The sequence below is a fragment of the Rhizobium sp. BK049 genome (assembly GCF_014193135.1).
Classification (GTDB): Bacteria; Pseudomonadota; Alphaproteobacteria; order Rhizobiales; family Rhizobiaceae; genus Rhizobium.
Window position 1 is genome coordinate 1 of sequence record NZ_JACHYV010000008.1, and the last position, 24,977, is coordinate 24,977.

A 24,977-nucleotide genomic window follows, 5' to 3' on the forward strand; every position below is an offset into this window, starting at 1 on the left:
ATCGACAAGGTCGCCAAGGTGCTGCAGATCGGCCATCTGCTCGACCGCAAGCCGAGCCAGCTGTCGGGCGGCCAGCGCCAGCGCGTCGCCATGGGCCGGGCGCTGGTGCGCGATCCCAAGCTCTTCCTGTTCGACGAGCCGCTCTCCAACCTCGACGCGAAACTGCGCGTCGACATGCGCATCGAGATCAAGCGGCTGCACCAGGCGACCGGCAAGACCATCGTCTACGTCACCCACGACCAGATCGAGGCGATGACGCTCGCCACCCGCATCGCGGTGATGAAGGACGGCATTGTCCAGCAGTTCGGCACGCCGGCGGAGATCTACAACAATCCCGCCAACATGTTCGTCGCCGACTTCATGGGCTCGCCGGCGATGAACCTGGTCAAGGCATCGGTCGAAAACGGCGCCGGCGGCCTTGCCGTCTCGCTCGAGCGGCCGAACGCCGCCCCGCTGACGCTGCCCGTCACGACAGGCGCCAACGGCCTTTCCTCCTATGCCGGCCGGCAGGTGATCTTCGGCATCCGCCCCGAGGCGCTGACCGACCCCGACGGCGCCGACCGCAATGCCCGGTCGCTGACCGAAGGCGACTGCCTGATCGAGGTCGTCGAACCGGCCGGCTCCGACACCTTCGCCGTCACCAAGCTCGGCGGCAAGGAAGTCGTCGCCCGCCTGCGCGCCGATGCCGGTATCGCACCCGGCCAGCACACACGCCTCGCCTTCAATCTCGACAAGGCTGTCTTCTTCGATCCGGAAACGCAGGCGCGGATCGCGTGATCACCAGGTGTTGACATGAGCGGTTCACCAGACATCGTCATTATCGGCTCGGGCGTCGGCGGCGCCACCGTCGCTGCCGGCCTGGCTGTATCAGGTGCGCAGATATTGGTCCTCGAAGCCGGCGATCATATTGCTGATCTTCCCGTCAATCGCGACCAGCGCGCCATCTTCCAGCGTGGCCACTTCCGGCCGAATGAGACGTGGTACGAAGCGAACGGCAGGGGCTTCAACCCCGGCAACTATTACAATGTCGGCGGCAACTCGAAATTCTACGGCGCAGTCCTGTCACGCTACCGCAAAGAGGATTTCGACGTCATTGAACATCGGGAAGGCGTGTCGCCGGCGTGGCCCTTTCCCTATGAAGAGCTGGAGCCCTGGTATTCGAAGGCGGAGCTGATGTATCAGGTTCGCGGCAGTCTTGGCGAAGATCCGACCGAACCGCATCACTCGGTTGCCTACGAATTCCCGCCCGTGCCCGATGAGGCGCCGGTCGCCGACGTCAGGGCACGCCTCAAGGCGAAAGGCCTGCATCCGTTTTCGCTGCCGCTCGGCCTGGATCTCGATGCCTGGCTCTCCAAGGCACGCACGCCCTGGGATGCGCATCCGAATTCGCGGGACGGCAAGATGGATGCCGAGACCGCAGCGCTCGCGGTGGCGCTGAAACACGAGAACGTGCGCCTTGAGACCAATGCACGGGTGATACGGCTCGACACGGGGGCGGGGAGCCGGATCGACCGGATCACCTATGTCAAGGACGGACAGACGCTGACCGTCTCGCCCAGGATCGTTATTCTTTCCGCCGGTGCGGTCCAGTCATCCGTGCTTTTGCTCCGTTCGAAGAACGACCGCTTCCCGAGGGGGCTCGCCAACTCTTCCGATCAGGTGGGCCGCAACTTCATGAACCACAACGCCTCGGCCGTGATAGCGGTCTCGCCGCGCTTCAGGAACACCGCTGTCTACCAGAAGACCTTCGCCTTCAACGACTTCTATCTCTCGGACGGGGAGGGCGGACCGCCGCTCGGCAATGTGCAGTTGCTGGGGCGTATTTCCGAAAAGGTCCTCAAAGGCTCTCTGCCGCAGGCGCCGGAATGGCTTCTGCGTTTCATGACGGACCATGCCATCGACTTCTATGCGATGAGCGAGGACGTTCCGAATCCCGAAAGCCGCGTAATGGTCGACGGCGATCGGATCATCCTTAAATGGCAGAGGACCAACTGGGACGCGCATCTTGCGCTTGTCGCCAAGCTGAAGGCGATCCTGCGGTCGATCGGTTTTCCGATCGTGCTATCCAGACCCTTCGACAAACGCACGCCGTCCCATCAGTGCGGAACGATCCGCATCGGAAACGACCCGGCAACAGCACCACTGGATCCATACTGCCGGTCCTACGATCACGGCAATCTTTTCGTCGTCGACGCCGGCTTTCTCCCCACATCGGCTGCGGTCAATCCCGCGCTCACCGTCGCCAGTCAAGCGCTCAGAGTTGCCCATCACATCGCATCGACGGATTTGCAGACACAGGCAGATCCATTAATGCGCGCCGGCTTCAAATAGGACAGTAAAATGGGATTCGATTATATCATCACCGGTGCCGGTCCTGCGGGCTGCGTTCTTGCAAGCCGCCTCACCGAAGATCCCGATGTCAAGGTACTGCTGCTGGAGGCGGGCGGAGGTGACTGGAATCCTCTTTTCCACATGCCCGCCGGCTTTGCCAAGATGACCAAGGGCGTCGCCAGTTGGGGATGGGAAACCGTTCCCCAGAAGCACATGAAGGGCAGGGTGCTTCGCTACACCCAGGCAAAGATCATCGGCGGCGGCTCGTCGATCAATGCACAGCTCTACACCCGCGGAAGCGCGGCCGATTATGATCTCTGGGCCAGTGAAGACGGCTGCGAGGGCTGGGACTACCGTTCGATCCTGCCCTATTTCAAACGTGCTGAGGACAATCAACGTTTCGCAGACGACTACCACGCCTATGGCGGTCCGCTGGGTGTCTCGATGCCGGCTGCACCGTTGCCAATCTGCGACGCCTATATTCGCGCGGGTCAGGAGCTCGGCATACCCTATAATCACGATTTCAACGGCCGCCAGCAGGCCGGCGTCGGATTTTATCAGCTCACCCAGCGCAACCGCCGCCGGTCATCGGCATCGTTCGCCTATCTCTCGCCAATCAAAAACCGAAAGAATCTCATGATCCGGACGGGCGCGCGCGTCGTCCGCATCATGCTGGAGGCAGGCCGCGCGGTCGGCGTCGAGATCGCGACCGGACACGGTCTGGAGGTCGTGCGGGCTGAACGCGAAGTCCTCGTCTCATCAGGCGCGATCGGATCGCCGAAGCTCCTGTTGCAGTCCGGGATAGGGCCGGCCGACCATTTGACCTCGGTTGGCGTCAGGCCCCTCCACGATCTGCCCGGCGTCGGCGGCAATCTTCAGGACCATCTCGATCTCTTCGTTATCGCCGAATGCACCGGCGATCACACCTATGACGGCGTCGCGAAGCTCCACCGGACAATTTGGGCCGGAATTCAATATGTTCTCTTCCGCACCGGTCCGGTCGCCTCGTCGCTCTTCGAGACCGGCGGCTTCTGGTATGCCGATCCCGACGCACGGTCTCCCGATATCCAGTTCCACCTCGGCCTCGGTTCTGGCATCGAAGCAGGCGTCGAGCGGCTCAAGAACGCCGGGGTCACGCTCAACTCGGCCTATCTGCATCCGCGCTCGCGAGGGACGGTGCGTCTCTCATCCGCCGATCCGGGTGCGGCTCCCTTGATCGATCCCAACTACTGGTCCGATCCTCACGACAGGAAGATGTCGCTGGAGGGGCTCAAGATCGCCCGCGAAATCATGCAGCAGGCGGCGCTGAAACCCTATGTCATGGCCGAAAGGCTTCCCGGGCCGAAGGTCGTGACCGACGAGCAGCTTTTCGACTATGGCTGCGCCAATGCCAAGACCGACCATCATCCGGTGGGCACCTGCAAGATGGGAACCGGGTCCGACGCGGTTGTCGGGCTCGATCTCAAGGTCCACGGCCTGGAAGGCCTCAGGGTCTGCGATTCCTCAGTCATGCCGCGCGTGCCGTCATGCAACACCAACGCGCCGACGATCATGGTCGGCGAAAAAGGATCGGACCTCATTCGGGGCCTGCCTGCGCTGCCGTCGGCGATCTTCGCCCATGAGCGCAATGATACGAGGCCGCGGGCCCGCGCCGAGATCCGCTAAGGAGTAACGACAATGTCTGAAGTGAAAGTTGCAGTGCTTGGCGCCTCGGGCTGGATGGGAAAGGTCCACACGATGGCCTATCAGACCTTTCAGCATTTCTTCGGCGTGTCGGACGGAACGGCGCGGATCGTGGCGCTTGTCGACAGCAACCCTGACGTAGCGCAGGATATCGGCAACAGGGCGCCGGGGGCCAGGATCTACCAGGATTGGAAGCTGGCGGTCACCGATCCCGAAGTCGATCTGATCGATATCTGTCTGCCCGATCATCTTCACTATCCGGTGGCCAAGGCCGCGCTGCTGGCCGGCAAACATGTCTATTGCGAGAAGCCGCTGGCAAACACCGCCGATGAAGCGCGGGAGCTGGCCGAGATCGCTAAAGAGAAGGGGGTTATTACACGTGTCGGACACGCGTTTCCCCGAAACCCCGTTCATGATTTGGCGAAAGAGATCATCCAATCCGGTGAAATCGGCGAGATAAAGCTGTTTCGCGGCTGCCAGCATGTCGACATGTATGGGGATCCCACAGCGCCCTACATGTGGCGTGCCGATGGCAAGCTCGCGCCGACCGGGATCGTCGGCGACACCGGTTCGCACATCTTCAGTTTCATGGATTTCCTCGTTGGCCGCGTCAGCTCCCTGATCGCCGACAATCTCATCGTCACCCCGCGCCGGCCGATCGTCGAGGGGCTTGCCTATGGGGAGCAGGTGAAACTGTCAGGCAACGAGGCCTGGGCCGATATCACCAATCCCGACGCGACGAACCTGCTGTGCCGGTTCGAAAACGGCGCCGCCGGCATCGTCGACTTCAGCCGCGTCGCCACCGGCCGCAAATTCATGCAGACCTATGAAATCTACGGAACGAAGGGCAGCATCGCCTATACCTATGACGAGATTAACCGGCTGCGTTTTTACTCCAACGACGACAGCACGGGACGCCGGGGCTTTCGCGAGATCGACGTCGGTCCTGAGAACCCCACCTTCAGGGCCTTCCTTCCGCTGCCGAATTTCGGCATTGGCTACAATGAAAGCAAGATCATCGAGGTGGCGGAGGTGATCCGATCGATTGTCGCAAACAAACCGATGTGGCCGACATTCGATACCGGCCACCATATCTGCCAGATCGTCGACGCATGCATGGAGTCCTCCCGGCAGAGACGCTGGGTGGATATCCCGCTCAATTGATTGTGGCGAGCCGATGACAATAGACGTTCCGCAGGAAATTCTTGACGCACTGACCGACGTCGATATGCCGCGGCTTCCGCCGGAGGCTCCTGCTTCCGGAGTAGCCCGCCTCGCAGGCATCGACGTGCCGATCCACCGAGCCAGCTGCGTCGTCGTCGGATCCGGCGCTGCGGGTTTGCGTGCGGCGGTGGAAATGAAGCGGCGCGGCGTCGATGTCGTCATCATCAGTCAAAGTGCATGGGGCGGAACTTCGGCCTGCTCAGGCTCCGATAAGCAAACCCTTCACACCGCAAACACGGCCGATCAGGGCGATAATTACAGGGCGATGGCCCGCGCCATCGGCAGCGGCGGCGCCATGGACGAAGACACGGCCTATGTCGAGGCGGTGGGCTCGTCGCGGATGATGGCGTCGCTGCAGTTCTTGGGGCTGCCGCTGCCCCAGGATCCGCTTGGCGGAACGCTGAGATATCAGACCGACCATGACGAGGTCGGCCGCGCCACCAGCTGCGGCCCGCGCACGTCGCGGCTGATGGTCAAGGTGCTGGCGGAGGAGGCGATCCGGCTCGGCGTGCCGTTCTACAATCAGACCACCGCGGTCAAAATCCTCACCGAGGGCTCGGGGGCTGATCGTCATGTCGCCGGCATGCTCGTCATGCGCGCCGGCGACCGTAGGCAGGAGAACCCGCTCGGCATCGCCTTGTTCGTGAGTGACGTGATTGTGCTCGCCGGCGGCGGCCCGGGCGAACTCTATCGCGACAGCGTGTACCCGAACGGCTGCTTCGGCTCCCTTGGATTGGCGCTGGAGGCAGGCGTCGAGCTCGTCAATTTGACCGAAAGCCAGTTCGGCATCGGGACGCGCAGGGAGGGCTTCCCGTGGAATCTGTCCGGCACGTACGTCCAGGCAATCCCACATATCTATTCAGTCGATGGCGAAGGCGCCGAACACCATTTCCTGGCGGAATATTATCGAAGCACCCGGGAGTTGGCGTCGAACATATTCCGCAAGGGCTATCAATGGCCGTTCCACGCCACCCGGATGCTGGATTTCGGCTCGAGCCTGGTCGATCTCGCCATTTACCGTGAGACCGCAGCGGGTCGGCGCGTCTTTATGGACTTCAATCGCAATCCTCTGCCCGTTCCCGGCGACCTGCCATTCAGCCTGGAAAGGCTGGACGAGGATGTTCGGCTCTATCTCGGCAAGGCTGGCGCCGATCAGGAAATGCCGATCGATCGATTGAAGCATATGAACCCCCTCGCGATCGAACTCTACCGCCGCTACAAGATCGATATTGCCGAAGAGCCGCTGGAGTTCGCGGTCAACAACCAGCACATGAACGGCGGCATCATGGTCGATAGCTGGGGCCGCACCAATCTGGGTGGCTGCTACGCGATCGGGGAGGCGGCGGGCACACATGGGGTAACAAGGCCCGGTGGAGCGGCGCTGAATGCCGGGCAGGTCTTCGGCACCCGGGTGGCCGAACACATCGGCGCCGGCGGCGGGGCGAAGCGGGCTGCCGCGGGACGTGTACCGGAGGCGGCGGAGGCGGGCATCGCCAATCTTCTTTCCGCGCTGCGGACCGAAAGCCCGCTCACCGTGAAAGTGGTCCGCTCGGCGGTGCAGGCACGCATGAGCGAGAAGGCGGGCATCATCTGCGATCAAAGGAGCGTCCGCCAGGCCTTGGTCGAAGCGCGGAAGCTGAACGCCGAAATCCGCGCCAACGGCCTCGCCTACGGCCGCGCGGCCGAAGCGGTCCGAGGCGTGCAATGGCGGCACATGGCGCTCGCCTCGGAAGCGGTGCTGAGTGCGCTGGACTTCTTCATCGGCAAGGGCGGCGGCAGTCGAGGAGCACGCGCGATCTGCGATGCACAGGGCGAATTCCTTCCGCTGGCGAGCGTCGGTCCACTGGAGCACTATCGCTTTCGCAAGGAAAGCGAAGCGCATCGCAAGGAGCAGATCATCGTCCGGCTCGAAGGCGATGAGATCAGGCTTTCAACCCGTCCCAACCGCGAACTGGATGAAAGCGCCAGATCCTTTTTCGAGCGGGACTGGCCCGCCTGGCTGACGGGCCGCATCTACGACCTTGGCGCTGGCGTATGAGGCGACGCTGTAACCATATCAATCGGGATTTGCGACCGGCGGAGGAACTCGGATGCGCTCCGTATCGTCAGAGCCTTCTGTGACGGCTTCTTCGCTTTTGCGCACATGCCTCGGCGGATCTTTTCCTTCGACCGGTTTCGGCGACAACTGGTCGTCGGCCTGGATTTCGTCGGTATTGAGATAGTTCTTGCTTTCGCCCATGACGATCATTTCCGATTGGAGAATTGCGGGGCAGGAATGCGACCCTTCTGATCGGCGCGGCCTGTCTCAGGGTCGGAGCCGGGGACGCCGTCGCCCGCCTCGCGGCTGTTGCCCATGCTAACGGGAGGCTTGCGCTGGTCGTCGACATCTGCCTCGGGCAGCTCGTCGTCCTGAGTATCCTCATTCAACGACTTCGGCGGAAGCTTGGCGGAATTGGGAATGGATTTCGTGCGCATCGGACAATCTCCTTTGCAGGCAAACTCCGGCAGCCATCGCAGGTTCCCTGATATTCTGCGATCGCTTACACGGCTTCAGCTGCGGGAACATCGAGCTCTATCATGACGGGTGCGTGGTCGCTCGTATGCTCCCAGCCCCGCGGCTTGCGCCGGACGGTCGCCGATCGAAGCCACGGCGCCACCGTCGGGCTGAGGAGAAAGTGGTCGATCCGAAGCCCGGCGTCGCGCTCGAAACTGTTCCGCCAATATTTCCAGAAGGTGTAGATGCGCTTGTCCGGATGCAGATGCCTGATGGCATCCGTCCAGCCCTGGGAGACAAGCTGGGCATAGGCTTTGCGGACTTCCGGCCTGAAAAGCGCATCGTCTCGCCAGCGCTCCGGCTTATAGACGTCGATCTCCGTCGGCATGACGTTGAAATCGCCGGCAAGGATGGAAGGCACCTCGATTTCGAGCAGTTCGGCGGCATAAGCGTGCAGGCGACGGAACCAGCGAAGCTTGTATTCGAACTTGGCGCTGGGAAAAGGATTGCCGTTCGGCAGATACAGGCATCCGATCAGCATGCCCTCGATGACGGCTTCGATATATCGGCTGTGGGTATCGTCAGGATCGCCCGGAAGACCGCGCCGGGTCAGTATCGGTATCTTGTCCTTTGCCAGTATGGCGACGCCGTTCCAGGATCGCTGCCCGTGCCAGACGGCGCCGTAGCCGGCCCGTTCGACCTCCTTTCGCGGAAAATTGGCGTCGTCGGTTTTCAGTTCCTGAAGGCAGGCGATATCGGGGGCATCCTCCTTCAGCCAGCGGAGCAGGTTGTTCAGTCGCCCGTTGATGCCGTTGACATTGTAGGTTGCAATTTTCATGGGCTCACGCCGCGACGGTGGCCAGATCCAGAAGCTGGCCGCAATCTACTTGTTCACTGGTCGGGCGTCACGGGCATAATTTTTCGCGGCATCCTTCAGAAACGCTCCTGAGTTTCCTCCTCCGGTAGTCCGCGCCCGCAGTCGGCCCAGTCAAGCCGGCTCTCAACGCCGTAATGACCTGCCGGGCGTATCCTGTCGGGGTGATCGAGCGAACCGACTGTCACGCGGATCAGTTCGTCGCCGTCATACTGAAGAAAGAGCGGGGTTCCGCATGCGCCGCAAAAGCCACGTGTCGCGATGGGTGAGGATCGGTATACGGCAGGGGAAGCCTTTGTCCAGGCGAGATCTTGAACCTTGGCCTGGACAAGAACCGCGAAAGGACCTCCCGTCGCCTTCTTGCACATGTCGCAATGGCAGTATCCCGAATGCGGCTGATCGCCGCTGAATTCATATCGGCAGGATCCGCACAGGCAGCCGCCGGTCCATTGGCTCGCCATTGTGGTCCTCTCAGCGCGTTGCGCCGAAGACGAAGGCGATGCCGGCGACGATCGCTGCAGCCGTCAGCGGCTGCCGGCGGATCCGATCCTCAATGTCCTGGACAAAGCTCTTCGCTTCGGCCTTTGCCAGGCGGGCTGTTCCGGAAGCCAGCTCGGAGGCGGATTCGGCCACCCGGCCGGCTTCTTTCTGAAGCGCGCGCAACTCTTCGCGATTTGCATCGAATCTGTCCGAGGCGCGGGCTGTTTGGCCGGTAGAGCGCAAGGCTTGATCGACCAGCGGGTACTCTTGGTCAATCGCGGTCGGATCAGGCTCCCGCTTCACTCGCTCAGCCGCCTCTACATCGCTGCGGCCGGCGGGAATGGAGGTATGAGTGGCGGAAACAGGATCAGAAGCAGGAAACGTGTCTTCGATCGCTTTGTCGAGTTCGCCCTTTCGGGATTGTTTGCGCTGCTCTGCCTGCTCTTTTCGCAAGGACTGGACGGCGGGTGATTCATTCGGGTTCGGCATCGCGGTTTCCTCCGTTGCATTTTGATAATCAAAAGCGACCACGACGAAAGAAGTTCCAGAAAAATGCGTCCGCGCCTCATCCAACATCACGATGGCGGCAAAGTCGACAATACACGCGCAGAGGCAGTATTTTTGATGGCAGCGCTCGTATTTTTAGGGGCGCATCCACTGTTTGCCGGACCAAAGTCCTGCCTTTTCTTAGTACCTAGGTCCGGTTGCATTTAGTTCTCAGAAAGGCGAAAATTCCCAGGAGTCCAAGGAGCGTAGGAACGGCGAAGAACGGATGAACAAGGCAATGGCATTGACTGTCTCGAAACGAGGTTTTTTGAGATTGGGCGGCTGCGCTGCCGTCGCGCTCGTGGTTGCCGCATCACCCGTGACGATTAACCTCGACGGCTCCCTTCGCGTTCTGAGGGCGAAACACGCAGAGGCAAAAGACGGCAATAATGGGAACGGCAACGGTAGCGGAAACGGCGGCGGAAACGGCAACGGTGGAGGAGGGGGCAACGGGGGAGGCAATGGCAACGGGGGCGGAAACGGCAATAGTGGCTCCGGCAACAGCTCAGGTGGAAGCTCCAACAGCAGCGCCGGATCCTCTTCCTCCTCGGCTTCGACGTCGACAGGATCGAAGGCCAGAGCGACCGAAGGTACCGATGGGTCGATCAACGTTCGCCACGCGAACGGCATCACCGAAAGCCTGCGCAGTGGCCGCTATATCATGAAGGACTCGAAGGGCAGGACGATCATAAGCCGACAGGCGACGGCTAGCGACGCAAGCCGGCTGAGCCGATTCCTTCGCTAAGGCAGAATGCGGAAATGCCACCGCAGCGATGCCAGGTCGACCCGGTGCTATCGTCGTTCGCGCCACTGGAGGGCCGCTTCGGTCCTGTTCGAGGCGCCGAGCTTGCTCAGGATCTGGGTCATATGGTGCTTTACGGTCTTTTCCTGCAGGTTGAGGCGCAGGCCGATATGCTTGTTGGACAGACCTTGGGCGACGAGATCCATCACCTCGCGCTCCCTTGGCGTCAGACTGTTCTTGTCGGAGTTTCCGTTATGTAGCGAATTTTCCATCGCCTTCGCCGACATCGTCGGCGAGACATATCGCGATCCGCTGAGGACGGTTTTAATCGCTTCGGCGAGACCGCGGGAACCGACACCTTTGAGAACGTAGCCCATCGCGCCCTGCTGCAGGGCTCCGAGCAGCGTGTCCACCTCTTCGGATACCGTCAACATCAGCACTTTCGTCGTCGGGCTGAGCGCCAGGACGTCGCCGATCGCAGCCAATCCGCCGCCGGGCATCGAGACATCGAGGAGCATGATGTCGGGACGGTTGTTTGAAGCGATCATGGCAGCGTCTTCGCTGTTGGCCCCTTCGCCAATGACCACGAAGTCGCTCATCTCCGACAAGCTGCGCGTTACGCCCTCGCGAAAAAGCGGGTGGTCGTCCACGACGCCGACGGTGATTGGTGTCATCTCTACTCTCCAGCTTCCATAGGCTCGAAGGTCATGGTCACGGTCGTTCCGCCTTCACCTGTCTTGATATCGAAAGATCCCCCCAGGCTGTCGATGCGTTCGCGCAGCCCAACCAGGCCGAGGCTTGTCGGCCTCACCTCCGTCGGGTCGAACCCATCGCCACGATCACTGACCTCCACACAAACATGACCATTGTGCGACACGGCTTTCACGCTCTGCTGAACGCCGCCGCCGTGGCGATAGGCGTTGTTCAAGGCTTCCTGAACGAAGCGATAGATACAGATCTTTACGGCAGCAGCGAGCTCGGGTCCATCCTCGTCGATGTTCGTTTCGACAACGGTTTCGGTCTTGTGCCGATGCGCTTCGACGACCCGCAGCACGATATCGGTGATGGAGGACTTTTCGATCTGCGGCAGCACCAGTCCGCTGCAGATATTGCGGATTTCCGTCATGGCCTCGGCGAGGCTCGAGCGTATCCACGCAAGTTCTTTTTCGCGCGCTTCGGGCTCGGTGGACGCATTGATCAATAAATCGCTGTCCAGTCGCAGTGAAGCATAGGCAATGTGCTGTGCCGGACCGTCGTGAAGATCGGCGCCAATGCTGCGCAGATATGTTTCGTTCAGCGCCGCTACACGCTGCGAAGCGCGCTGCAGCCGCCGCTGGAGCCCGCGATTTTCAGCCAGCAGCGAAGACAATTCCTGGACCCGTTCCTTGAGATCCCTGCGCTGCGCTTCTATCGTGCGGCTTCCGCGAAAAACCAGGGCGGAGAGAACGAGGAAAAAGACGCCAGTGAGAGCGGCGACCGCCCCCCAGCTCTGCAGCCTCGCGTGAGCCAGGCTGTCGCCAAGGCCTTCCGCCGTTTCGTAGAATTCGAGCACAGCGACCGCCTGGCCGGACCACGGCTGGAGAACCGGATTGTAGATTTCCATCAGCGGCTTGCCGAGCGCGCGCTCGGCGCCGCTTTCAGGGTCATCGGAAATCTCGTAGCGCGCAACGAGCGAGCCGGCGAATGCCTTCTCCAGCTTGGCGTTCAGGGGAAACTTCTGGCCCACCAGTTCCTTGTCGTTCGAATAGAGGATGGTGCCGTCGTTTCGCCACAACCTGAATGAGACAAGGCGCCTGCCAAGCGCCCCCTGGCCGAGCGTTTCGTCGAGAGCCTGGGCGCTGCCTTCGTCCAGCAGCGATTCCGTTTGCATGTCGGGAAGCAGCGGCGCCACCACACTGTCGACGTAAAGAGCCGTCGCCGCGCCGGAATTATGAATGACGGCTTCCTCGATCAGATGAGTGACAAGGATGCCCACCAGAAACATGGCGGCGATCGAGACCAAGCCACCCGCGATGAAAAATTGCGAGGCGAGTGAGCGGGCATTCCAGCGGCGCAGCCAATTCATTTTGATACCGGTAAGAGACTTTCCCGACTAAACCTACAGCGTCTTTAGAGTTTTTCCAGACTGTATCAGGGCAGATTCCTGGTATCGAAGACCTCAGCGCCTCTGATGCTCTCGGTCAGTTGGAGGCTATCGCCTGACATGGCTGCGCCGAAGACATAGAGAAGGCCGGCCAGAACGATGACGAGGGCGATGACGGACACGTTCCAGGCATCATTCGTATGAGATCTGTTCCTTTGGGTCATATGCGGATCTCCTTCCGTATCGCTCAAACGACACGGTCAGGCGACCGTTCCGCGTCGGGGACTTCGGTCGAAGGGGCTTGGGACCAAGGTCCGTCCCCGTGGACAACAGCGGATTTAGCCATATCTCAATTTCGATAGAGTTTGGCTTGGAGACTTGTGGTGACAGTTTCTGCGAACATCGAAGGCGCCGCATTTGCCGCGTCTCCCCCTCCGTTCGGGGCAGGCGTCGCCGACCTTTACCAAGCCCTTCTCGTGCCGATTCTCTTTGAGCCCTATGCGTTGGAAATGGCAATCGCAGCCGAACGGTCGAAGCCGGTCAGCGTGCTCGAAGTCGCGGCGGGGACCGGCGCCTTGACACGCGCGCTGCGGGCGAAGCTTGATCCGGCCGCAGAGATCGTTGCCACCGATCTCAGCCAGGCGATGATCGACGTCGGCGCACCATCTGTGACGATGTCGCGAACGCATTGGATGCACGCGGATGCGCAAGATCTGCCGTTCGCCCCTTTGATGTTCGATCTCGTCGTTTGCCAGTTCGGCGTCATGTTCTTTCCGGATAAGCCGAAGGCCCACGGCGAGGCGAAAAGAGTGTTGCGGAGCGGAGGCCATTTCCTGTTCTCGACGTGGGATTCGCTTGCTGAGAACGATTTCGCAAGATGTGTGGACGAATGCCTGACAAGCCTCTTCCCGTCGGATCCTCCCGATTTCCTCAGGCGCTTGCCATATTCTTACTTCGACCCCACCCCGATCAAGGCTGAAGTATCATCGGCGGGATTCGAGGCGGTTTCCTGCGAACGGCTCGAACTGACTTCCATCGCGGCCACAGCACAGGATGTCGCGACCGCTTTCTGCCGGGGCACGCCGCTCAGCGGAGAAATCGAATCGCGGGCGCCGGAGCGCATGTCGGAAATCGTTGATGAGGTGGCCGAGCGGGTGGCGTCCCGCTATGGCGCCCGTCCTTGCGGCAGCATGAGTGCCCTGGTCGTCTCCGGCCGCGCTCCTTAACCTCTTCGGTGTCCTCTCGCGCGTGATTGTCCGTGCCGGGGCTCGTGCGGACAATCATTGTCCTGGCGCCTGGATTGAACCTACGGTCGCGGATTAGGGGATGAGGCGGTAGTTGAGGTAGGGAGAGGCATCGCGCCCATGACGTGCTGTTCGATCTCGACACAGGTTTCGTCATATTCCCGCACCAGCTTCAAATTGAACCGTCGCCTTCGAAGCCGATCACGCGCTTCGACCGCCATCTGATAGGCCTCGAAAAGCTCGAGCTGCCACGGGTCGCGCGCCTGCATGATCAGCGTCCGCATTTGCGGCAGACGCATGGCCAGGCGCCTGCGTCCTGCTTCCCGGCGGTTGGATCGTGTCATCTCCTCGGTCTCCTGCCCAAGCCCGCGATGCGATGGCGTGCGGCTCGAGAATAGCGCGGCTGACGAATAATAAAATCCAGACCAAGGGCCGGGATGCCTCAGACCGAGGTCCGGGGCGTGGAACGACCTCGTCGCGAGCAAGTTGGTTTGGCAGCGGCAAGCAGGCCGCATTGAAAGGAAGGAGGAAAAGATGCTCTTCAAGCTTATTGCAGGCGCGGCAACTGCCATGACCCTGATGTCAGGTGTCGCATTCGCCCAGTCCTCGACCGTCAATGGTGCGGCTGGTGGCGCAATCACCGGAGCTATCGTTGGTGGTCCGGCCGGTGCTGCTATCGGCGGCGTTGCCGGTGCAGTCGTCGGCACGGCGATCGATCCGCCGCCGCAAAAGGTCGTCACCTATGTCCGCGAGGCTCCGGCACCGTCGGCACGAGTGGTCGTGAAGGAAAAGGTGGTCGTCGGCCAGCCCCTGCCGGAAACGGTCGTCGTGACCCCAGTTCCGGACGATCCGAAATATGCCTACGCGGTGGTCAATGACGAGCGTGTCATTGTCGAACCCTCGTCCCGCAAGGTGATTCAGGTGATCAAGTGACCTGATCGTTCACGTGGCTCTGCCGCGTCTTCCAAATCATCTTCAGATCAGCCGCACGATGGACGGCAGGGTCATCGTGCGGCCGCCAGGGTCGAGGAGAGGGAACATGATTTATCCCGAAAAAAAATCTGCTGGTTTCGCCGTGCCGCTGATCGCCATCCTCTTTGCGATCGTAGGCATTCTCGCCGTGCTGGTCGCCACCGGAGGTCACGGCAGCGCCGCGGCGCGCGTCTGGGTTCCCCAGGCGCAAGAGCAGGAGGCGGGCTGATGAATGGCATTGCGACGGTCGCCTTCGGCATCGTCAGCTCGGTTGGCGCCTGCATGGCAGCGGCATCCGTTGCCTCGCATGTTGTGGCGGATTCCGAACCGCGCGCGTTCACGGACCTTGCGGCCCCCGATCTGTGGACGACGAGTCCGGTGAAGGTCGATCCCCATCGGCAGCATTATGAACGAATTCCACCTGTCTATTCCAGCTATGTCACCGAGGCTCCGACCACCACGGTGCCAAGGGTGGCTTCGCAACCCGCTCGTCCGTGGACAGAACCTCAGAAACCGCGGCCAGAATTCGCTGCCGAGCACCTTGCCTGGTGCGCGCAGCGCTACCGTTCCTTCGATCCTGCGACCAACAGCTATCGATCCTATAGCGGCAGGACCCGCGAATGCTCTTCGCCGTTCCAGCAGGATATCGCCGAGAGCCATGAAGGCGGCGGCCCGAAAGTCAATGCCCAGGCAGCAGCCCGATGCGCCGCCCGCTATAGATCGTACCGACCGGAGGACAATACATATCAGCCATGGGAAGGACCGCGCCGCAGTTGCGACATGTCGGATCTGGTCGCGACGAGCAATTGACCGTTGATGGGCGAGCCGTACGAAACTGAACCGAACTGGCTAGCCAGACTAAAGTCCGTGTTGTAATCGCAGCGGTTGTGATATCCGGTTGTATTTGAGGGGCGGAGAGCGGGGATGGCAACGACGCTGATAGCAGAAATCCACCTGGCGCAGACAAGGCTTCCGTTCTTGAGCAGGGCGGAACGCGGAGCCCTTATCCGTCGTATTCTTCGCGAGTTGAAGATACTCCGTCGCGAAGTTCTCGGAAATGTGCCGGCCGATCGCTGCGTTTGGATCGATAAACTGATTGCGTCGGTTTCTTCGACAGTATCGGAAATCGTTACGATGCCGGACGCCGAGTTCAACCGTGTCTTGAACGAGTTCGAAAAGCTCATGGCAACGCTGCATAACATTTCGCACCCGCAGAAGCCGTCGAAGACGGTTCACTAGCGTCGTTAAGGCGACGTACGGCTGCGCCGGAAACCGATCCCGACGCGGGAGCGTTCTCCTTCTATGATCGAAACAAAATCGCCCGCTGACCAGGACGAGAGATCGCCCCGTGACGATGAGCCGAAGCCAGGTGCAGAGGTTTCCTTCCCTTACGACAGGATGACTGTCGAGCAGTTTCGAAACCGCTTCCCTCGTGCCCGCTGGAACGACGTGCGAAAGGCCTGGTTCGTTCCCGGCCGAACGGCGTCCCGTCGCATCGGCCGATGGCTTGCCGAGCTGGAGAGCGAAGCCGACGCGCATGCGGATGCGAAGGGACGCGATGCCTTCGCCTTCGATCCCATCGACAGTCCATATCTGGAACTTGGCAAGGCCGGCTTTCGAATCCGAACGCCCTATTCAAAAACCGTCGTCGACGAACTTCGCGAGGTGCCGTTCTCGCGATGGGGCGGCGATCTTCGAATATGGCACGTGCCCTTTCGATCCTATGAGGAGCTGAGACGCAGATGGCCTGAGATTGAAGCGGCGGCTCGCAGAAACGAACCGGAGGAGAGGCGACGGCGCGCCGACGAGCGGAAGGGAACCGAACAGGAGATGCGCAGCAGGCTTCGCGCAGCGGAACGCAAGCGCCGCCGTTACCCGCTTCCGACCGACGACCTGCCGCCGACAGGACGCCCGGTGGCCACCTCGTATGGGATCGTCGTTTTCACAGAAATCACCGGCGAACTGGTCGATCCGGCTCTCGTCGCGGATTTCTACCCCGGGGTCACCGAGGATCATCTCTGGGGGTACTGGCGGGCCCCGACATTCGACGAACTCGTCCGTACCTGGCCTGCGAAAACGCCTCCCCGTCGGGATGCCGAATGGTGGCAGCCGACGATCGAAGAACTGAGGCCCGCCCGGCGCGCCGCAAGAGCACGCGAAGCCAGGAAGCAAGCGAAGGCGCCGTGACCGGAGCCTGCCACCGGTCCTGCGGACTCGTAGCAGATGCTGTGTCGGAGGATGTCCGGCTGGTGTGGGAACAAATTCCCACGTCGGCCATTTGTTGTCCATGAAAACAGCCCTGCCGATGTCGCTGCTCGCTCTGGCCCTTTCCGTTGGCGGCGCCTCCGCGCGGGAGCTTCTCCCCGAAACGATCAACGCCGCTTCCATTGCCGACATCGGGAAAGGAAAGCTGCAACCCGCAGATCCGGACCCGGCGATCATCCGCCTACAGGTCCTGCTCGACCGCGCGGGCTCGTCTCCCGGCGTGGTCGACGGTCTCTCCGGCGAGAATGTCGACAAGGCGGTGGCCGGCTTCGAGGCGATGAACAAGCTTCCCGTGGACGGCAGGCCGGATCCGGATGTCGCCTCCCGGTTGGAAGACAATTCCCCCGTGGTTGAGAGCTATGTCGTCTCGCCGGAGGACGCCACCGGGCTGGTCGACAGGATTCCTGAGGATTACGGCGAGAAGGCAAAGATGCAGAGCCTCGGCTATACCAGCGTTGCGGAGAAGCTGTCCGAGCGCTTCCACATGGATCTCGATCTCTTGAATGCACTTAACCCTGGCTCGCATTTCGCGCCCGGCGAAAAGGTGTGGGTCGTTAATCCCGGCCCTCCCAGGCAAGGCAAGGTCAAGAGCATCGAGGCTGACAAGAAGACAGGGCAGGTGCTGGCCTATGGCGAGGATGGGTCCCTACTTGCCGTCTATCCCGCGACGATCGGCAGCGAGGACAATCCCGCGCCTTCAGGAAAACACAAGGTCAAGGGCGTCTCGAGAATGCCGGTTTACCGATACGATCCGAAGCGAAATTTCAAGCAGGGAAAGAACAACAAGGTTCTGACGATCCCGAAGGGGCCGAACGGTCCCGTCGGCAGCGTTTGGATCGATCTGACCGAGCCGACCTATGGCATACACGGCACACCGGAGCCGAAGCTCATCGACAAGGTCGGCTCGCATGGCTGCGTGCGGCTGACGAATTGGGACGCCGAAGAGCTGGCCGGCATGGTCAAGCCGGGCGTTCTGGTCGAATTCGTCAATCGTAGTCCCGCCGCTCCGAAGTGAAGCGCAGGATCTGCGACTACCTACACGCTACCGCAGCGTCGAGTTCACGAAGCCTTGGCTTCGAAAGCCGGGGCGAAATCCCCCAGTGATTTCGCTTTGAGGATCGCGCCGCCGATATCCTGCTCCACTATCGCCTCGAGATCGGCAAAGCTATCGATGACATAGTAGATCGGCTGAAGGATATCGATGCGGTAGGGCGTCCTGAGCACGCTCATCAAATCGAACGGTCGGAATTCGCACGACGTGCCTTCCGTTGCCGCCTTCGCTTCGCTCGGAGAGGAGACGATGCCGGCGCCGAAGCAGCGGCGGCCTTGCGGCGTGTTGATCAGGCCGAATTCGACGGTGAACCAGAAAATCCGGAACAGATGCCATGAATAGCCCTTGCCGAGGCGCATGGCGGTTTCGCCGAAATGCCGGACGAAATTGGCATAGCTCTGATTGGTCAGCAATGGGCAATGGCCGAACACCTCGTGGAACAGGTCCGGTTCCTCGATATAATCGATATGCTCGCGGCGGCGCAGGAAGGTCGCCAGCGGGAACTTGCCCTGCGAGAGAAGCTCATAGAAGCGCGAAGGCGGAATAAGTGCCGGCACGCCTTCGACGCCGAAACCTGTGGTCTCGTTCAGGCGTCTGTTCACATCGAGGAGCTGAGGCACTTTTTCCGGCTTGAGCCCCAGCAGTTTGACGCCGTCCAGATATTCCTGGCAAGCCTTGTCGGCCAAGAGCTTCATCTGACGCCGGTAGAGTTCGCCCCAGATCTGATCTTCTTCAGGGGTATAGTCATAAAGGCCGTCCGGGCCGGGCAGTTTGGCGGTGTAGCTGCTTTCCTTGGTCATCGGCTGATCCTCCCGGGAATGGCGATATTTCTGTCATTATGCTCCATGTTTGACGGATTTTCTTTTCTTTCATACCGGGTATCGCCATAGTGGTGGGAGATATTTCCGAGTACGATGGCTACAATGAAAGAATCTGGGAATTTCCGCCGCAAGCTTCTGCAACTGATCCAGGCCGACGGCACTCTGTCGCTGGCGGATCTGGCGGAAAAAGCCGGCATGTCGCAGAGCTCGGCCTGGAGGAAGATCCAGGAACTGGAAGCCGACGGCGTCATCCGCAAGCGCGTCACGTTGCTCGATCCCGGCAAACTCGATCTCAAGCTCTGCGTGATTGCGCACGTCACGCTGGAGGATCACCATGAGGAGGCGGTGGCTTCTTTCGCTTCAGTGGTGCTGGAGCGGCCGGAGATCATGGAGTGCTACGCCTTGTCGGGCGCCTTCGACTACATGCTGAAGATAAGGGCGAGGGACGTCGAAAGCTACGAAGCCTTCATGACCCGCTATCTCATGCGCAACCCGCATGTGCGCACCGTCGTATCAAGCTTCGTGCTGCGCGAGCTGAAATTCTCCACCGAACTGCCGCTCTAACGTTTATCGCGCGCTGTCGCCATGCCGGCTGCCCGGCATCATCACTGGATAGCCTTCGAACGTCTTCAGCGTGTCGAGCACGATCGAGGTTTTCACGTGCTGCACGGATTCGTGCGGCAGCAGAACGTCGTTGACGAATTTCGACAGATCGGCGAGCCCACGGGTCGCCACCTTGAGGTGATAGTCCATCTCGCCGGTCAGCGCATAAGCTTCGAGAACTTCGGGCAGACCGTTGATCAATTGCGAAAATCGGCGGGCATTGTCTCGGTTGTGGGTGGCAAGCGTGACGGAAATGACAACCAGCATATCGAGCCCCAGCTTCTCCCGATCGAGGTGGGCACGGTAGCTGCGAATATAGCCTTCGGCTTCCAATCTGGTACGCCGGCGCGAGCATTGCGACGGTGAAAGCGCGATCCGCTCACCAAGCTCGTTGTTCGTGAGCCTTCCATCCTTTTGAAGTTCCAGAAGGAGGCGTAGATCCAATTTGTCTAAGGGCTCATCCATTGCGCAAAATCTCAAGAATGCTCACAGATCGTGCATAATCTGTTCCTCCGGCACCAAGAACGCAAGAACTTTGCGCCAGTTTTAAGCCATAGTTTGCATAGAATTGAACTCTCCTCTGGAGGAAAAGAAAATGGGTCCGTTCCCGCATGATGCGCCTCCGTCGGAAATCACCGCCGACAATCCGGCCGGCACCGACGGCTTCGAATTCGTTGAATTCGCCCACCCCGAGCCTGAGAAGCTCAGCGAGCTCTTCACACGCATGGGCTATATCGCGGTCGCCAAGCACAAGACGAAAAACATTACCGTCTGGCGCCAGGGCGACATAAATTATGTATTGAATGCCGAGCCCGGTAGCCATGCCGCTGGTTTTGTCGCAAAGCATGGTCCCTGCGCCCCGTCGATGGCCTGGCGCGTGGTCGACGCCAAGCACGCCTTCGATCACGCCGTGTCGAAGGGCGCCGTTCCCTATGAAGGAAATGACAAGGTGCTCGACGTTCCGGCGATTGTCGGCATCGGCGGTTCGCTGCTCTATTTCGTCGAGACCTATGGGACAAAGGGATCGGCTTACGAGGCCGAGTTCGATTGGCTTGGCGAGCCCAATCCAAATCCCACAGGGATCGGCTTTTATTATCTCGACCATCTCACCCACAACGTCTTCCGCGGCAACATGGACAAGTGGTGGGATTTCTACCGCGATCTGTTCAATTTCAAGCAGATCCACTTCTTCGATATTGACGGCCGCATCACCGGTCTGGTCAGCCGCGCCATCACCTCGCCCTGCGGCAAGATCCGCATTCCGCTGAATGAATCGAAGGACGACACCAGCCAGATCGAGGAATATCTGAAGAAGTACCGGGGCGAGGGCATCCAGCACATCGCTGTTGGGACGGAGGATATTTACGAAGCGACCGACCGGCTTGCCGATAACGGCCTGCGCTTCATGCCAGGCCCTCCCGAGACCTATTACGACATGTCCTATGATCGCGTGCATGGCCATGACGAACCGATCGACCGCATGAAGAAGCACGGCATCCTGATCGACGGCGAAGGTGTGGTGAACGGCGGCATGACGAAAATCCTGCTGCAGATCTTCTCCAAGACGGTGATCGGTCCGATTTTCTTCGAATTCATTCAGCGCAAGGGCGATGAGGGCTTCGGCGAGGGCAACTTCCGTGCGCTGTTCGAGTCGATCGAGGCAGATCAGATCAAGCGTGGTGTCATCGGCACGGCAGCGGAGTAAACTCTACGACGTAGTAGAGTTTTCGGGGAGGAGTTGAGCATGGACCAGACATCGATCCAGGCTTCCGACGCGGAAGCGGCGAAGGCAAACAGACTGAAATATATGCCGGGCTTCGGCAACGACTTCGAGACGGAGTCGCTGCCCGGCGCCTTGCCGCAGGGCCAGAACAGCCCGCAGAAATGCAACTACGGCCTTTATGCCGAGCAGCTTTCCGGCTCGCCCTTCACTGCGCCGCGCGGTACGAATGAACGGTCCTGGCTGTACCGCATTCGCCCGAGCGTGCGCCACACCCGCCGCTTCTCGAACGCGTCCTATCCGCTCTGGAAAACCGCACCCTGCCTGGACGAGCATTCGCTCCCGCTCGGTCAGCTCCGCTGGGATCCGCTGCCTGCTCCCACTGAGAAGCTGAATTTTCTGCAAGGGGTGCGGACGATGACGACGGCGGGCGATGCCACGACCCAGGTCGGCATGTCGGCGCATGCCTATGTCTTCAACGAAGACATGGTCGATGATTACTTCTTCAACGCCGACGGCGAACTGCTGATCGTGCCGCAGCTCGGCGCCATCAGAGTGTTCACCGAAATGGGCATCATGGATGTCGAGCCGCTGGAAATTTGCCTCATCCCTCGCGGCATGATGTTCAAAATTCTGAAGAGCGGCGAGCAGGCGGTCTGGCGCGGCTATATCTGCGAGAACTATGGCGCGAAATTCACTTTGCCGGACCGCGGGCCGATCGGCGCCAATTGCCTGGCAAACCCGCGCGACTTCAAGACGCCGGTCGCCGCCTTTGAAGACAAGGAAACACCCTGCCGCGTTCATGTGAAATGGTGCGGCAAATTCTATGTCACCGAAATCGGCCACTCGCCGCTGGATGTGGTTGCCTGGCACGGCAACTACGCGCCCTACAAATACGATCTGCGAACATTTTCGCCGGTAGGCGCCATCAGTTTCGATCATCCCGATCCGTCGATCTTCTCGGTGCTGACCGCGCCCACCGAAGATGCCGGCACCGCGAATGTCGATTTCGTGATCTTTCCGCCGCGCTGGCTGGTCGCCGAGCACACCTTCCGCCCGCCATGGTACCACCGCAACATCATGAGCGAGTTCATGGGTCTGATCCATGGGCAGTATGACGCCAAGGAGGAGGGCTTCGTGCCGGGCGGGATCAGCCTGCACAATATGATGCTTCCTCACGGCCCGGACGCGCTCGCCTTCGAAAAGGCATCGAATACCGAGCTCAAACCGATGAAGCTCGATCACACCATGGCCTTCATGTTCGAGACCCGTTATCCGCAGCAGCTGACGAAATATGCGGCCGAGCTCGAAACGCTGCAGGACGATTACCTCGAATGCTGGGATGGCCTCGAGCGCAAGTTCGACGGAACTCCGGGTATCAAGTGACAGGATCGGTCAAGATCGGCGAAGCTCCCTCCGGCACGGAATTGAGACATGAAACTTGCGACCTTGAAGGACTCCACCAGGGACGGCCGCCTCGTCGTCGTGTCCCGCGATCTGACCCGCTGTTCGGAGGTCGGTCACATCGCCCGCACCCTGCAGGCGGCGCTCGACGACTGGGAGCATGTCGCTCCGAGGCTTCGGCTGATTGCCGAAGGCATCGAGACGGGGGCTCAGCCGACCATCCGCTTTCACGAACATGACGCCGCATCGCCTTTACCGCGCGCCTATCAATGGGCCGACGGCTCGGCCTACGTCAACCATGTGGAACTGGTGCGCAAGGCGCGCGGCGCCGAAATGCCGGCTAGCTTCTGGACCGATCCGCTGATGTATCAAGGTGGCTCGGACGGTTTCCTCGCGCCGCGAGACCCGATCCTGGCAGCAGATGAGGCCTTTGGGATTGACATGGAGGGCGAGGTCGCTGTCATCACCGGCGACGTCGCCATGGGCGCGAGCGCGGAAGCTGCCCGTGGCGCCATTCGTCTGGTAATGCTCGTCAACGACGTGTCGTTGCGCGGCCTGATCCCGGACGAGCTGGCGAAAGGTTTCGGCTTCTTCCAGTCCAAGCCGGCCTCGGCATTCTCGCCGGTCGCGGTGACGCCGGACGAGCTCGAAGAGGCGTGGGACGGCAGCAAGCTGTATCTGCCTCTGCTTGTGAGCCTGAACGGCAGACCATTCGGCAAGGCAAATGCCGGCATCGACATGACGTTCGATTTCGGCCAGCTGATCGCCCATGCCGCCAAAACCCGCCACCTCGTGGCCGGAACGATTATCGGCTCCGGCACGGTCTCCAACAAACTCGACGGCGGCCCCGGCAAGCCGGTGGGCGAGGGAGGAGACGGCTATTCCTGCATTGCCGAATTGAGAATGATCGAGGCGATCGAGAACGGATCGCCGAAGACCCCCTTCATGAGGTTCGGCGACCAGGTCCGCATCGAGATGAAGGATCATGCCGGCCATTCGATTTTCGGTGCGATCGAGCAGACGGTCGGAAAATACGAGGGAGCTGACCGGGAATGAACGAGATCATTCTCTACGACTACTGGCGGTCGTCGGCGAGTTATCGGGTGCGGATCGCGCTCAATCTTCTGGGCCTCGACTACCAGACTGTACCGATCAACTTGCTCGACGGTGCGCACAGAATGCCGGACTATCTCGCGCTCAACCCGCAGGGGCTGGTGCCGACATTGATGATCGATGGCAAAACGCTGACGCAGTCGCTGGCCATCATCGAGTATCTGGCCGAGTTCCGGCCGGAATGCGGATTGCTGCCATCGGATAGGCTCGACCGCCACAGAGTGCGCGCCTTCGCATATGCGGTTGCCATGGACATCCATCCGATCTGTAATCTGCATGTTGTCTCGCATCTTCTGACGCTGACCGACAAGGCCGAGGCTCGCGAGGAATGGATGAAGCATTTCATCGGCGATGGACTTCGCAAGCTGGAGACCATGCTCGGCGAATCCGATGGCGCGTTCAGCTTTGGGGGCAGGCCGTCGATGGCCGATCTCTGTCTTGTTCCCCAGGTCTACAATGCCCGCCGCTGGGGCGTTGATATGACGGATTTCAGACGCATCAGCGACATCGACGCCAGATGCGCCGAACTCCCCGCCTTCCAGGCAGCGCATCCGGACCGCGTTAAACCGTAGCAACTACGCGTCCCGCCAAAAAGAGAATATCGCCGCCTGGCCCAACCGCTTGCCCGTCTCATCGATGAGCTGCCAGACAGTGAAATTTTCGACCCAGAAACGGCGCCCCGATTTCGCGACTCTGAGGCCGCGGCCATTATCGACGAAACCACTGCGCGTGACAGCATCCAGCAGCCGCTGGCGTTCGGCGCGATCAGGCTGCTCGGCCGATAGTCGCGACGGCAGCATGATGAATTCGTCCCAACTATATTCGAAGCAGTTCTGCGCAGTCCGGTTTGCGTAGATGAAGCGCGGGTCGGGCAGTGTATTGTGCGCGAGGACCACGAAAGGTGCATGGCTGTAAAGCCAGTCCGGCCCTTGCCCATCCTCGATAAGAGCGCGGCCGACGATGCGTTTGTAGCTGCCGGTCAAAAGGGCGAAGAAATTTGGATCATTCCTCAGGTCGAGGGCGTGATTGTCGTAGGGGGAAGTCACGAACGGCCTCACTGGTCAAATGTGTCGGTGCAGCCGACATAGCCGATATCAATTGCACGCGTCTATGATGCCTCCAGAACAGCGAAGGGCCGGCATTTACCTTGTCTCATCACTTCTGATTGTGACGCTTGCCAGAAGATTGCCCTTGTGCATTGATCTGACCTGCTGGGGTAGCTGTCAACATTCTCTGCGAAGCTATTGTTCTTCGGACCGTAATTGGCGTCGGCTGGTCGCGAATGAGGCGGGGTAGAGCAGGTTTTCATCATCCGGCTATTCAGACC

The 24,977-nt window shown here is 60.6% G+C and carries 30 protein-coding genes; 18 read left to right on the forward strand and 12 right to left on the reverse strand.

Translation table 11 applies throughout. From position 1 onward, the window contains the following. From FHT70_RS10405 to FHT70_RS10425, 5 genes are all read left to right on the forward strand, one after another. Positions 1 to 777, forward strand: a 777-nt coding sequence (locus tag FHT70_RS10405; RefSeq protein WP_183700787.1) for an ATP-binding cassette domain-containing protein, incomplete at its 5' end; no start/stop codon positions are given. Between the two features lie 15 nt (positions 778 to 792). Beyond that, positions 793 to 2,331 (forward strand): GMC family oxidoreductase, encoded by a 1,539-nt coding sequence (locus tag FHT70_RS10410; RefSeq protein WP_183700789.1) that lies wholly within the window; start codon positions 793 to 795, stop codon positions 2,329 to 2,331. Between the two features lie 9 nt (positions 2,332 to 2,340). Beyond that, positions 2,341 to 3,996: a GMC family oxidoreductase N-terminal domain-containing protein gene (locus tag FHT70_RS10415; protein ID WP_183700791.1), complete on the forward strand. Its 1,656-nt coding sequence runs from the start codon at positions 2,341 to 2,343 to the stop codon at positions 3,994 to 3,996. 12 nt (positions 3,997 to 4,008) lie between these two features. After that, complete coding sequence (locus FHT70_RS10420) at positions 4,009 to 5,178, forward strand: Gfo/Idh/MocA family oxidoreductase (protein WP_183700793.1); 1,170 nt, start codon at positions 4,009 to 4,011, stop codon at positions 5,176 to 5,178. 13 nt (positions 5,179 to 5,191) lie between these two features. Next, positions 5,192 to 7,276 (forward strand): FAD-binding protein, encoded by a 2,085-nt coding sequence (locus FHT70_RS10425; protein ID WP_183700795.1) that lies wholly within the window; start codon positions 5,192 to 5,194, stop codon positions 7,274 to 7,276. 18 nt (positions 7,277 to 7,294) lie between these two features. Here the strand turns inward: FHT70_RS10425 and FHT70_RS10430 are convergent, their stop codons facing one another. The 5 genes from FHT70_RS10430 to FHT70_RS10450 all read right to left on the reverse strand — a co-directional run bounded on the left by FHT70_RS10430 (position 7,295) and on the right by FHT70_RS10450 (position 9,575). Beyond that, a complete protein-coding gene (locus FHT70_RS10430) occupies positions 7,295 to 7,477 on the reverse strand; it encodes a hypothetical protein (protein ID WP_085777852.1) in 183 nt (60 codons plus the stop codon). Positions 7,478 to 7,482: 5 nt separating this feature from the next. After that, positions 7,483 to 7,713, reverse strand: coding sequence for a hypothetical protein (locus tag FHT70_RS10435; RefSeq protein WP_183700797.1), 231 nt, complete (start codon positions 7,711 to 7,713; stop codon positions 7,483 to 7,485). A gap of 65 nt (positions 7,714 to 7,778) precedes the next feature. Beyond that, positions 7,779 to 8,570, reverse strand: a complete 792-nt coding sequence (xth, locus tag FHT70_RS10440; protein WP_183700799.1) for an exodeoxyribonuclease III — start codon at positions 8,568 to 8,570, stop codon at positions 7,779 to 7,781. Between the two features lie 95 nt (positions 8,571 to 8,665). Continuing rightward, on the reverse strand, positions 8,666 to 9,067 hold the full coding sequence (locus FHT70_RS10445) for a GFA family protein (protein ID WP_183700801.1): 402 nt from the start codon (positions 9,065 to 9,067) through the stop codon (positions 8,666 to 8,668). A 10-nt stretch (positions 9,068 to 9,077) separates the two neighbouring features. Further along, on the reverse strand, positions 9,078 to 9,575 hold the full coding sequence (locus tag FHT70_RS10450) for a hypothetical protein (protein WP_183701055.1): 498 nt from the start codon (positions 9,573 to 9,575) through the stop codon (positions 9,078 to 9,080). A gap of 301 nt (positions 9,576 to 9,876) precedes the next feature. On the opposite strand from FHT70_RS10450, the gene FHT70_RS30260 reads away from it, so the two are divergent. Next, complete coding sequence (locus FHT70_RS30260) at positions 9,877 to 10,377, forward strand: hypothetical protein (RefSeq protein WP_246721811.1); 501 nt, start codon at positions 9,877 to 9,879, stop codon at positions 10,375 to 10,377. Between the two features lie 47 nt (positions 10,378 to 10,424). Here FHT70_RS30260 and FHT70_RS10455 read toward each other — a convergent pair whose 3' ends face one another. From FHT70_RS10455 to FHT70_RS10465, 3 genes are all read right to left on the reverse strand, one after another. Then, positions 10,425 to 11,048 (reverse strand): response regulator transcription factor, encoded by a 624-nt coding sequence (locus FHT70_RS10455; RefSeq protein WP_085777855.1) that lies wholly within the window; start codon positions 11,046 to 11,048, stop codon positions 10,425 to 10,427. Between the two features lie 2 nt (positions 11,049 to 11,050). Beyond that, positions 11,051 to 12,439 carry a sensor histidine kinase gene (locus FHT70_RS10460; RefSeq protein WP_085777856.1) on the reverse strand — a complete coding sequence of 463 codons (1,389 nt, stop codon included), beginning with the start codon at positions 12,437 to 12,439 and terminating at the stop codon, positions 11,051 to 11,053. A 65-nt stretch (positions 12,440 to 12,504) separates the two neighbouring features. After that, complete coding sequence (locus tag FHT70_RS10465) at positions 12,505 to 12,681, reverse strand: hypothetical protein (protein WP_176536270.1); 177 nt, start codon at positions 12,679 to 12,681, stop codon at positions 12,505 to 12,507. Between the two features lie 159 nt (positions 12,682 to 12,840). On the opposite strand from FHT70_RS10465, the gene FHT70_RS10470 reads away from it, so the two are divergent. Then, the gene (locus FHT70_RS10470) at positions 12,841 to 13,683 is read left to right on the forward strand and encodes a methyltransferase domain-containing protein (RefSeq protein ID WP_183700803.1); all 843 of its coding nucleotides are present in this window, start codon (positions 12,841 to 12,843) and stop codon (positions 13,681 to 13,683) included. Positions 13,684 to 13,763: 80 nt separating this feature from the next. Here FHT70_RS10470 and FHT70_RS10475 read toward each other — a convergent pair whose 3' ends face one another. Beyond that, positions 13,764 to 14,045 carry a hypothetical protein gene (locus tag FHT70_RS10475; protein WP_097598724.1) on the reverse strand — a complete coding sequence of 94 codons (282 nt, stop codon included), beginning with the start codon at positions 14,043 to 14,045 and terminating at the stop codon, positions 13,764 to 13,766. 190 nt (positions 14,046 to 14,235) lie between these two features. Here FHT70_RS10475 and FHT70_RS10480 point away from each other — a divergent pair, with 190 nt between their 5' ends. The 6 genes from FHT70_RS10480 to FHT70_RS10505 all read left to right on the forward strand — a co-directional run bounded on the left by FHT70_RS10480 (position 14,236) and on the right by FHT70_RS10505 (position 17,953). Beyond that, on the forward strand, positions 14,236 to 14,634 hold the full coding sequence (locus tag FHT70_RS10480; protein WP_085777859.1) for a DUF1236 domain-containing protein: 399 nt from the start codon (positions 14,236 to 14,238) through the stop codon (positions 14,632 to 14,634). A 106-nt stretch (positions 14,635 to 14,740) separates the two neighbouring features. Next, positions 14,741 to 14,902: a hypothetical protein gene (locus tag FHT70_RS10485; protein WP_183700805.1), complete on the forward strand. Its 162-nt coding sequence runs from the start codon at positions 14,741 to 14,743 to the stop codon at positions 14,900 to 14,902. Next, a complete protein-coding gene (locus FHT70_RS10490) occupies positions 14,902 to 15,483 on the forward strand; it encodes a BA14K family protein (protein WP_097598723.1) in 582 nt (193 codons plus the stop codon). The genes FHT70_RS10485 and FHT70_RS10490 overlap by 1 nt, the downstream gene beginning before the upstream one ends. 114 nt (positions 15,484 to 15,597) lie before the next feature. Next, positions 15,598 to 15,912, forward strand: coding sequence for a hypothetical protein (locus FHT70_RS10495; RefSeq protein WP_183700807.1), 315 nt, complete (start codon positions 15,598 to 15,600; stop codon positions 15,910 to 15,912). Between the two features lie 63 nt (positions 15,913 to 15,975). Further along, positions 15,976 to 16,860 (forward strand): hypothetical protein, encoded by an 885-nt coding sequence (locus tag FHT70_RS10500; protein WP_183700809.1) that lies wholly within the window; start codon positions 15,976 to 15,978, stop codon positions 16,858 to 16,860. Positions 16,861 to 16,960: 100 nt separating this feature from the next. Further along, entirely contained in the window at positions 16,961 to 17,953 is a 993-nt protein-coding gene (locus tag FHT70_RS10505; RefSeq protein WP_183700811.1) for a L,D-transpeptidase, read from the forward strand. 44 nt (positions 17,954 to 17,997) lie between these two features. Here FHT70_RS10505 and FHT70_RS10510 read toward each other — a convergent pair whose 3' ends face one another. After that, entirely contained in the window at positions 17,998 to 18,789 is a 792-nt protein-coding gene (locus FHT70_RS10510; RefSeq protein WP_183700813.1) for a phenylalanine 4-monooxygenase, read from the reverse strand. 123 nt (positions 18,790 to 18,912) lie between these two features. Here FHT70_RS10510 and FHT70_RS10515 point away from each other — a divergent pair, with 123 nt between their 5' ends. After that, complete coding sequence (locus FHT70_RS10515) at positions 18,913 to 19,374, forward strand: Lrp/AsnC family transcriptional regulator (protein WP_097598719.1); 462 nt, start codon at positions 18,913 to 18,915, stop codon at positions 19,372 to 19,374. 3 nt (positions 19,375 to 19,377) lie between these two features. Here FHT70_RS10515 and FHT70_RS10520 read toward each other — a convergent pair whose 3' ends face one another. After that, positions 19,378 to 19,878, reverse strand: coding sequence for an Lrp/AsnC family transcriptional regulator (locus FHT70_RS10520; protein ID WP_064801992.1), 501 nt, complete (start codon positions 19,876 to 19,878; stop codon positions 19,378 to 19,380). A gap of 130 nt (positions 19,879 to 20,008) precedes the next feature. Here FHT70_RS10520 and hppD point away from each other — a divergent pair, with 130 nt between their 5' ends. From hppD to maiA, 4 genes are read left to right on the forward strand one after another with little or no spacing between them, the layout of a single operon-like run. Then, positions 20,009 to 21,118, forward strand: coding sequence for a 4-hydroxyphenylpyruvate dioxygenase (gene hppD / locus FHT70_RS10525; RefSeq protein WP_183700815.1), 1,110 nt, complete (start codon positions 20,009 to 20,011; stop codon positions 21,116 to 21,118). Between the two features lie 39 nt (positions 21,119 to 21,157). After that, positions 21,158 to 22,519, forward strand: a complete 1,362-nt coding sequence (gene hmgA, locus FHT70_RS10530; RefSeq protein WP_183700817.1) for a homogentisate 1,2-dioxygenase — start codon at positions 21,158 to 21,160, stop codon at positions 22,517 to 22,519. Positions 22,520 to 22,567: 48 nt separating this feature from the next. After that, positions 22,568 to 23,593 carry a fumarylacetoacetate hydrolase family protein gene (locus FHT70_RS10535; RefSeq protein ID WP_183700819.1) on the forward strand — a complete coding sequence of 342 codons (1,026 nt, stop codon included), beginning with the start codon at positions 22,568 to 22,570 and terminating at the stop codon, positions 23,591 to 23,593. Next, positions 23,590 to 24,222, forward strand: coding sequence for a maleylacetoacetate isomerase (gene maiA, locus FHT70_RS10540; protein WP_183700821.1), 633 nt, complete (start codon positions 23,590 to 23,592; stop codon positions 24,220 to 24,222). The genes FHT70_RS10535 and maiA overlap by 4 nt, the downstream gene beginning before the upstream one ends. Before the next feature lie 3 nt (positions 24,223 to 24,225). Here maiA and FHT70_RS10545 read toward each other — a convergent pair whose 3' ends face one another. Next, positions 24,226 to 24,696 carry an MEKHLA domain-containing protein gene (locus FHT70_RS10545; protein WP_183700823.1) on the reverse strand — a complete coding sequence of 157 codons (471 nt, stop codon included), beginning with the start codon at positions 24,694 to 24,696 and terminating at the stop codon, positions 24,226 to 24,228. Between the last annotated feature and the right edge of the window lie 281 nt (positions 24,697 to 24,977).